7 protein-coding genes are annotated in these 7,540 nt (G+C 72.7%); 2 read left to right on the top strand and 5 right to left on the bottom strand.

Annotation, left to right across the window (positions count from 1 at the left end):
• Positions 1–661 precede the first annotated feature (661 nt).
• Positions 662–1,588, bottom strand: a complete 927-nt coding sequence (gene mshD / locus ACZ4MF_RS09965; RefSeq protein ID WP_467491495.1) for a mycothiol synthase — start codon at positions 1,586–1,588, stop codon at positions 662–664.
• A gap of 240 nt (positions 1,589–1,828) precedes the next feature.
• Between mshD and ACZ4MF_RS09960 the strand changes: the two genes are divergently transcribed.
• Together ACZ4MF_RS09960 and ACZ4MF_RS09955 are read left to right on the top strand one after the other, a co-directional pair.
• Positions 1,829–1,951 (top strand): hypothetical protein, encoded by a 123-nt coding sequence (locus tag ACZ4MF_RS09960; protein WP_467491493.1) that lies wholly within the window; start codon positions 1,829–1,831, stop codon positions 1,949–1,951.
• Positions 1,952–2,240: 289 nt separating this feature from the next.
• Entirely contained in the window at positions 2,241–4,007 is a 1,767-nt protein-coding gene (locus tag ACZ4MF_RS09955; RefSeq protein WP_467491491.1) for an ABC transporter ATP-binding protein, read from the top strand.
• A gap of 6 nt (positions 4,008–4,013) precedes the next feature.
• Here ACZ4MF_RS09955 and ACZ4MF_RS09950 read toward each other — a convergent pair whose 3' ends face one another.
• The 4 genes from ACZ4MF_RS09950 to ACZ4MF_RS09935 form a co-directional block, all read right to left on the bottom strand.
• Complete coding sequence (locus tag ACZ4MF_RS09950; RefSeq protein ID WP_467491490.1) at positions 4,014–4,958, bottom strand: hypothetical protein; 945 nt, start codon at positions 4,956–4,958, stop codon at positions 4,014–4,016.
• 98 nt (positions 4,959–5,056) lie between these two features.
• The gene (locus tag ACZ4MF_RS09945; RefSeq protein WP_467491488.1) at positions 5,057–6,502 is read right to left on the bottom strand and encodes a sensor histidine kinase; all 1,446 of its coding nucleotides are present in this window, start codon (positions 6,500–6,502) and stop codon (positions 5,057–5,059) included.
• Complete coding sequence (locus tag ACZ4MF_RS09940; RefSeq protein ID WP_362816936.1) at positions 6,499–7,233, bottom strand: response regulator transcription factor; 735 nt, start codon at positions 7,231–7,233, stop codon at positions 6,499–6,501. Before ACZ4MF_RS09940 ends, ACZ4MF_RS09945 begins: the two co-directional genes overlap by 4 nt.
• 63 nt (positions 7,234–7,296) lie before the next feature.
• Positions 7,297–7,521 (bottom strand): hypothetical protein, encoded by a 225-nt coding sequence (locus ACZ4MF_RS09935; RefSeq protein WP_356020473.1) that lies wholly within the window; start codon positions 7,519–7,521, stop codon positions 7,297–7,299.
• Between the last annotated feature and the right edge of the window lie 19 nt (positions 7,522–7,540).

Genomic DNA, 7,540 nt, shown 5'->3' with positions numbered 1-7,540 from the left:
GCTCGTGTCTCGGCCGGTCCCGCGGGGCCGGTGCCGCATGCCTCCGTGTGACCGCCGGCTCCCGCTCGGGCCTCGGCTGGGTGGCCCGCGCCGCCCAGGCCTCCGGTGGGGCCCCGCTGCCGAGGTCTGCGGGCTGTGGTCGGCGGGTGGTCGAGGGTGTCGGCTGCGGCTCGTGTCTCGGCCGGTCCCGCCGGGTCGGTGCCGCATGCCTCCGTGTGACCGCCGGCTCCCGCTCGGGCCTCGGCTGGGTGGCCCGCGCCGCCGAGGCCTCCACCCGGGAGGCAGTGTCCGCTCGGAGCTCTGGTGGGTGGCTCCCGGCGCCGAGGCCTGCGGCCTGTGGTCGGCCGGTGGTCGAGGGTGTCGGCTGCGGCTCGTGTCTCGGCCGGTCCCGCCGGGTCGGTGCCGCATGCCTCCGTGTGACCGCCGGCTCCCGCCCGGACCTCGGCTGGGTGGCCCGCGCCGCCTAGGCCTCCGGTGGGTGGCCCCCCGCCCAGGGCTCCACCCGGTGGCCGTGTCCGCTCGAAAGTCCGGTCGGTGGCCACCTGGCGCCGAGGCACCCGGCGGGTGGGCACCCGCCGCCGAGGCCCACGTCAGGTGGTCGGTCGCCGGTGAGGCCGGTGGCCGGTGCCGCTCGTGCGTCCGGCCGCCGGGGATCTCTCGGTCACGTCTCCGTCCGGTACATCAGGTCCGTCTCGTACGTCGTGAAGCCCAGGCGTTCGTACACGGACACGGCCGCCTGGTTGTCGGCGTCGACGTAGAGCATCGCCGTCGGCAGGCCCTGTGCGGCCAGGTGGCGCAGGCCGATCGTGGTGAGGGCCTTGCCGAGGCCGCCGCCCTGTTCGCCGGGCCGCACGCCGAGGACGTACACCTCGCCGAGCTGCTCCTCCGCGTGCACCTTGGTCCAGTGGAAGCCGACCAACTCGCCGCCCCGCTCGGCGAGGAAGAAGCCGGCCGGGTCGAACCACGGCTCGGCCTTGCGGTCGTCGAGGTCCCGCTGGGTGAGCGAGCCCTGCTCGGGGTGGTGGGCGAAGGCGGCCGCGTTGACCGTGAGCCAGGCGGTGTCGTCCTTGCCCGGCACGAAGGCGCGCACGCTCACACCCTCCGGCAGCTTCGGGTCGGGCAGTTCCAGGCCGGTCAACGGCCGCCGCATCTGGCGCAGTTCACGGAACAGGGTCAGGCCGAGCACCTGGGCCAGGTGCCGGGCGGCGGGATGTCCGCCGTGCGCCCACACCCGCAGCCGCTTGCCGGACGCGCCGAGCAGGGCGGAGCCGAGCGCCCGGCCGTGCCCGTGCCCGCGGTGCACGGGGTGGACGACGAGTTCGGCGGCCGGCGCCTCCACCGGGTCGGTGTCCTCCAGCTGGGCGTAGCCCACGAGTTCACCGTCGACGGTCAGCAGCAGATGCGAGACGCCCTCCCGGGCGCCCCCGCGCAGTTGCAGCCGCCCCTGCTCGGACACCGGCTGCTGCCCGTCGGCCCGGACGGCCTCGGCCAGCAGGTCGAGCACGGCCTCGGCCTGGTCCGGGGTGAGCGCGGAGTGGGTCTCGATGGAGCGGGTTGGGAAGGCTCGTGCGGTGTCGTCGCTGCTCATGGGTACGAGGGTACGGGGCGGGGGTCGCCGCCGTGCGGCAGAACGTTCGACACGCGCCATAAAACCTGTGTGAACGCCGCCGCGGTTCCAGAATTCCCCTGTGAATTGCTCACAGGGGTATTTCATTCAGGTCTCATCGGAATCGGCTTTTCCTGGCTCGCGAATCCCGTAATGTTTTCCATGTCGAAAGCGAAAAGCGCTGACGGTGGCAAGACGACAGCGAAGGGAGAGGTCACGGTCGTGAGCTTCCACAAGATCGTCCCGGTGAAGAAGGCCCGCAAGCCCGCCCTGGAGCCGAAGCCGAAGCCCCGCAAGCACCAGCCGAAGAAGCGCGAGCCCAGGCGCCCGGTCGGCCGCAAGTAATTCCCGGACGGCACAGGAAACAGTAAGGGAAATTCCATGTCTTTTCACAAGCTCGCTCCCGTCAAGAAGCACTGCAAGCCCGGCCCCGAGCGGAAGAGGCCGGCGCCGAAGAAGCCCGAGCCGCGCCGCCGCCCGATCGGCGACAAGCGCTGAGACATGCGCTGGGACAAGGCTTGAGTCAGTCCGTCGTGAGGCGGGGTCACCGGTTGCCGCGTGGTCGCACCGGTGGCCCCGCCTCGGCCGTGTCGGCTGCGTCAGCCGTGTCCACAGCTGTGGAAAGGATCCGCCGATGCCGAGGGAAGCGCGTGAGGCCTTCCGCCGGTTCTGGCCGCTGACCCGCGGGGACCGCGGATGGCTCGCGGCGATCGTCGCGTGCGTGGTCGTGGCCGCGCTCGCCGAGACCGCCGCGATCCTGCTGTTCGCGCAGCTCACCGACCACGCCCTGAAGGCCGGTTCGCTCGCCGCCTTCTGGGGTCCGGCCGGCGCCTGGCTGGGCGTGGCCGCGCTCGCCGCGCTCGTCGGCTGTCTGGGCAACTCCCTGGCCACCTGGACCGCCGAGCGATTCGTCCTGCGCCTGCGCGCGTCCGTCTTCCGGCACGTCCAGGACCTGCCCCCGCACTTCTTCCAGCGCCACCGCCAGGGCGACCTGGTCGAACGGCTCACCGGAGACGTCGAGTCCATCGAGCAGCTGGTGGTGTCCGGCGTCGTGGGAGCGGTGTCCGCGGGGTTCTCGGCCGTCTTCTACGCCACCGCCGCGTTCTGGCTGCGCTGGGACCTGGCGCTGGCCACCTTCGTCCTCGCGCCCCTGTTCCTGCTCGCCGCCCGCCGCTTCTCCGGCCGGATCGGCGAGGCCTCGCGCGCCGAGCGGGTCGCGGACGGCGCGATCACCTCGGTGGTGGAGGAGTCGCTCGGCAACGTCGTGCTCACCCAGGCGTACAACCGGCAGCGCGACGAGGAGCGGCGGCTGGAGCGTGAGGCCCGCGCCTGGATGCGGGCGAGCGTGCGCGGGGCGCGGCTGAGCGAGATGTACGAGCAGTGCGTCGAGGTCGTCGAGACGCTGTGCGTGATCGCGGTCATCGGCCTCGGCGTCTGGGAGATCTCGGCGGGCCGTATGACCCTGGGACAGCTCCTCGCCTTCGCCGCCTTCCTCGGCTACCTCTACCCGCCGATCCGCAGCCTCGGGCAGCTCGGCCTCACGGTCACCGCGGCCACCGCCGGCGCCCGCCGCATCGGCGAGATCCTCGACGCCGAGCCCGCCGTCACCGACCCCGCGCGCCCCGTCCCGGCCTGGCCGGTGCGCGGCCGGCTCGCCTTCCACCGGGTCTCCTTCCGCTACCCCGGCGCCACCCGCTCCTGCCTCCGCGACATCGAACTCACCGCCGATCCCGGCGAGTTGGTGGTGGTCACGGGCCCGAGCGGCGCCGGCAAGTCCACCCTCGCCGCCCTCCTCACCCGCTTCTACGACCCCACGGCCGGCGCGATCACCCTCGACGGCGTGCCCCTCACCGACGTCCCCCTCCGCTTCCTCCGCGAGCAGATCACCCTGCTCCCGCAGCAGACGCTGATCCTGAACGGCACCATCCGCGAGAACATCGCCTGCGGCCGCCCCGGCGCGACGGACGCCGAGATCGAACGGGCGTCGAGGAGCGCGGCGGCCCACGACTTCGTCACCGCGCTCCCCGACGGCTACGACACCCACATCGCCCCCGGCACCGCCGCCCTCTCCGGCGGCCAGCTCCAGCGGGTCGCCATCGCCCGCGCGATGCTGCGCGCCTCGTCGGTCCTCGTCCTGGACGAGCCGACGGCGGGCCTGGACCCGGTGGCCGCCCGCCAGGTGGTGCGGCCACTGCGCCGCCTGATGTCCGGCCGTACGACGATCATGATCACTCACGACCTGTCGCTCGCCCCCGACGCCGACCGCGTCCTGGTCGTCGAGCACGGCCGGCTGGTGGAGACGGGAACGCACGCGGAACTCGTCACCCGGGGCGGGGCGTACGCCCGGCTGGCGGCACCGCTGCCGCCGCCGTCGGAGGACACGCTGATCCTCGGACGGTGAGGGGGTTCAGTCGGTCTTCCGCCGGTCGAACGGGATGGTCACGAGCGTCGGCATCAGGCCCGCCCAGAACACGATCCGCGGCACGCCCCGCTCGGCCCACGGCACCTGGCTGATCAGCAGCGCGCACAGCATGGCCCAGGCGGCCTGGCCGAGCACGATGCGGGGCCAGCGGCGGCGCCGGAGCACGGACCGGAGGTTGTACCGGACGCCCGTGCGCAGCCGTCGGTAGCGCAGCAGGGCTCCGATGGTCCACAGGGCGCCGATGGGTACGAAGTACCACAGCTGTTGCCCGAGCGGGACGGGCAGCTCGCGCGGGGCCTGCCCCTCCTTGGTCCACAGGTCGAGCATGGTGGCGGCGAATCCCAGGCTGAGCACGGCGATCAGGCGCACCCCGCGCAGCAGCCGGTACGTCGCGTGGTCCAGGCCCTGCTGAAGGGCCGTGGAATCCGGGGTGACGGCGAGCGCGTCGGCGTAGAGCGCGGCGGCCTCGGCGGCCTTGACGCCCGGCGCGGTGGCGGCCTGCTCGGTCTGCCGGGCGAGGGCCTGCGGATGCTGGGGATCGCGCCGCAGGATCTCCCGGACCATCTCGTCGGCGAGAGCCCGGTCGCCGCCGATGTCCGCGATGCTCCAGCGCACCTCGTACGGGAAGACCTCCTCGGGCGCCAACCGTACGGCGGTGAGCGCCAGTTCGTCCGACTCGCGCTGGAAGGCGGTCGTGGCCTCCTGGGTGACCGGGCCGCCCGCGTGCCCGAGCCGCAGGGTGCGTATGCGCCACAGCCAGTGCCCGAGCAGCGCGTAGCCGTACCAGTAGTCGGGGGCCAGGCGGATGACCTCGCGCAGGGGGGCCTCGGCGTCCACGACGCGCGCGTTGGACTGGAGGGCGCGGGCGTGCTGGAGGAGCGCGCCGATGTGCTCCGGGTCGATGGCCAGCGCCCGCTCGGTCGCCTCCACGGAGCCGCTGTGCGGCTACTTCCGCCTGGGCCCGGTGAAGCGGAGCCGGTCGCGTTCCGCGGCAGCACGACCGCGGCCTCCCGTCCGCTGTTCGTCATTCACGGCGTCTCCGGCGGCGGCGTAGGTGCCCCCGGCAGTCGTACCGTCGCCACCGTGCCGCCGCCTTCGGCGTGGGCCAGGACGACCTGGCCGCCCGCCTGCTGGACCGTGCGGGCCACGATGGACAGGCCGAGGCCCGAGCCGGGCAGGGCGCGGGCGCTGGGGGAGCGCCAGAAGCGGTCGAAGACGTGCGGGAGTTCGTCCTCGGGAATGCCGGGGCCGTGGTCGCGGACGGTCAGCTCGCCGTCGGCCAGCCGCACCTCGACCATGCCGCCCTCGGGGCTGAACTTGACCGCGTTGTCCAGGATGTTGACGACGGCCCGCTCCAGCGCGGAGGGTTCGGCGCGGACGTACCAGGGCTTCAGGTCCGCCGTGATCGTCAGCTCCGGCCCGCGCAGCCGTGCCCGGCGCAGGGCCGCCTCGACGGTGTCCAGCAGCGGTACGACCTGGACGCGTTCGCCGTGCTGGCCCTCCGAGCGGGACAGCTCCTGCAAGTCGCCGATCAGCGAGGCCAGTTCGGTCATCTGGGCCTTCACCGAGGCGAGCAGGGCCCTGCGGTCCGCCGGCGGGATCGGGCGGCCGGTCTCCTCGCTGCGGGTGAGCAGTTCGATGTTGGTGCGCAACGAGGTCAATGGCGTGCGCAGTTCATGGCCGGCGTCGGCGATCAGCTGCTGCTGGAGCTCGCGGGAGCTGGCCAGCGAGGCGGTCATCGAGTTGAAGGAGCGGGACAGCCGGGCCACCTCGTCCTCGCTGTCGTCCTCCACGGGGATGCGGATCGTCAGGTCCTCGGTCCGGGCCACGTGCTCCACGGCCTCGGTCAGCTTGTCGACCGGGCGCAGACCGGCCCGGGCGACGGCCAGTCCGGCGGCGCCCGCGCCGATCACTCCTATGCCGGAGACGAGGAGCAGGACGAGCGCGAGGTCGTTGAGGGTCTTCTCGGTGTTCCGCAGCGGTACGGCGACCAGCACGCCCACGTTCGGACCACGGGTCCCGCTCGACGTCGACGTGGGCAGCAGGGGGCGGGTGAGCACGCGCAGCTCGTTGCCCTGCTCGTCCACTCCGTTGCGGAAGTAGATGTTGCCGGTGTCGAGGTTCCTGATCTCGTTCTTGTCGGCCTCGGTGACCTTGATCCTGCCCGATGCGCCCGCGATGAGGCAGACCTTGCCCTGCTCGGTGACCACCTGGGAGTACCGGTCCTGGAGGATCGTGTTGGTGGCGGGCGTGTCCGTGCAGTTGTTGAGCGTGAACTGGAGCTGGTCGAACTGCGACGTGCCGCGCAACGACTTCTGCAGGTCGTCGTCCAGCTGCGAGTACAGCTTCCCCTGCACGATGAACCAGCACGTCACCGACACCGCCGCCACCGCGAACGCCACCGCCGCCGCGACCAGCATCGCCAGCCGGGCCCGGATGGGCAGGGCCCGGTACCGGCGGACCAGCCTCCTCACTCGGCGCCGCCCTGGCGGAGCACGTACCCCACGCCCCGGACCGTGTGCACCAGGCGCGGCTCGCCGCCCGCCTCGGTCTTGCGGCGCAGGTACATGACGTAGACGTCGAGGGAGTTGGACGAGGGCTCGAAGTCGAAGCCCCAGACCGCCTTCAGGATCTGTTCGCGGGTGAGGACCTGGCGCGGGTGCGCCATGAACATCTCCAGCAGGGTGAACTCCGTGCGGGTCAGTTCGACCTGGCGGCCGCCCCTCGTGACCTCGCGCGTCGCGAGGTCCATGCGCAGGTCGCCGAAGGTGAGCGCCTCGTCCTCCTGGATGTCGGGTGACACCGCGGCCGCGTACGAGCTGCGGCGCAGCAGGGCGCGGATGCGGGCGAAGAGCTCGTCCAGCTCGAAGGGCTTGACGAGGTAGTCGTCGGCACCGGCGTCCAGGCCGGTCACCCGGTCGCCGACGGTGTCCCGGGCGGTGAGCATGAGGATCGGGGTCGTGTCGCCCGCGCCGCGGATGCGGCGGGCCGCGGTCAGGCCGTCCATGCGCGGCATCTGGATGTCGAGGACGACCAGGTCGGGCTTGTAGGCGGTGGCCTTCTCCAGCGCGTCCGCGCCGTCGACGGCCACCTCCGTGTCGTACCCGTCGAACGCGAGGCTGCGCTGCAGCGCCTCGCGTACCGCCGGCTCGTCGTCGACGATCAGGATGCGCTGGGGGTCACGGTCGCCTTCGGCGGGGCTCATCGCTCGCGGTTCCTCGGGGTACGGGTCCTGTTCGGACGGGGGCTGTCTCTCAGCGTGCCACGTTCAGGCCCGTACCGCGGTCAGGCGGTTCAGCGGGACCTTGCGGCGGTGGGTGCGGACGGCGGAGGTGCGCAGGCCCATCAGCTCGGGGACCGGTGTCACGACGACCTCCGGGGCGCGGGGCTTCGGGATCGGCAGGTGCAGATCGCGGGCGATGGTGAGCGCCAGGGTGATGTCGGCGGCGTGGCGGCCGGTGATCTGGTGCGCGTGCGAGACATGCGTGATCATGACGTACTCCCTGCTGACG

It is taken from the genome of Streptomyces sp. NPDC025793, from assembly GCF_055558375.1.
This window is presented reverse-complemented; position numbering and strand designations above follow the sequence as displayed.

What these genes read in the sequence shown, in the direction of transcription:
- mshD (WP_467491495.1), bottom strand. Translation starts at nt 1,588, where the DNA reads ATGAGCAGCGACGACACCGCACGAGCCTTCCCAACCCGCTCCATCGAG.
- ACZ4MF_RS09955 (WP_467491491.1), top strand. Translation starts at nt 2,241, where the DNA reads ATGCCGAGGGAAGCGCGTGAGGCCTTCCGCCGGTTCTGGCCGCTGACC.
- ACZ4MF_RS09940 (WP_362816936.1), bottom strand. Translation starts at nt 7,233, where the DNA reads ATGAGCCCCGCCGAAGGCGACCGTGACCCCCAGCGCATCCTGATCGTC.
- ACZ4MF_RS09935 (WP_356020473.1), bottom strand. Translation starts at nt 7,521, where the DNA reads ATGATCACGCATGTCTCGCACGCGCACCAGATCACCGGCCGCCACGCC.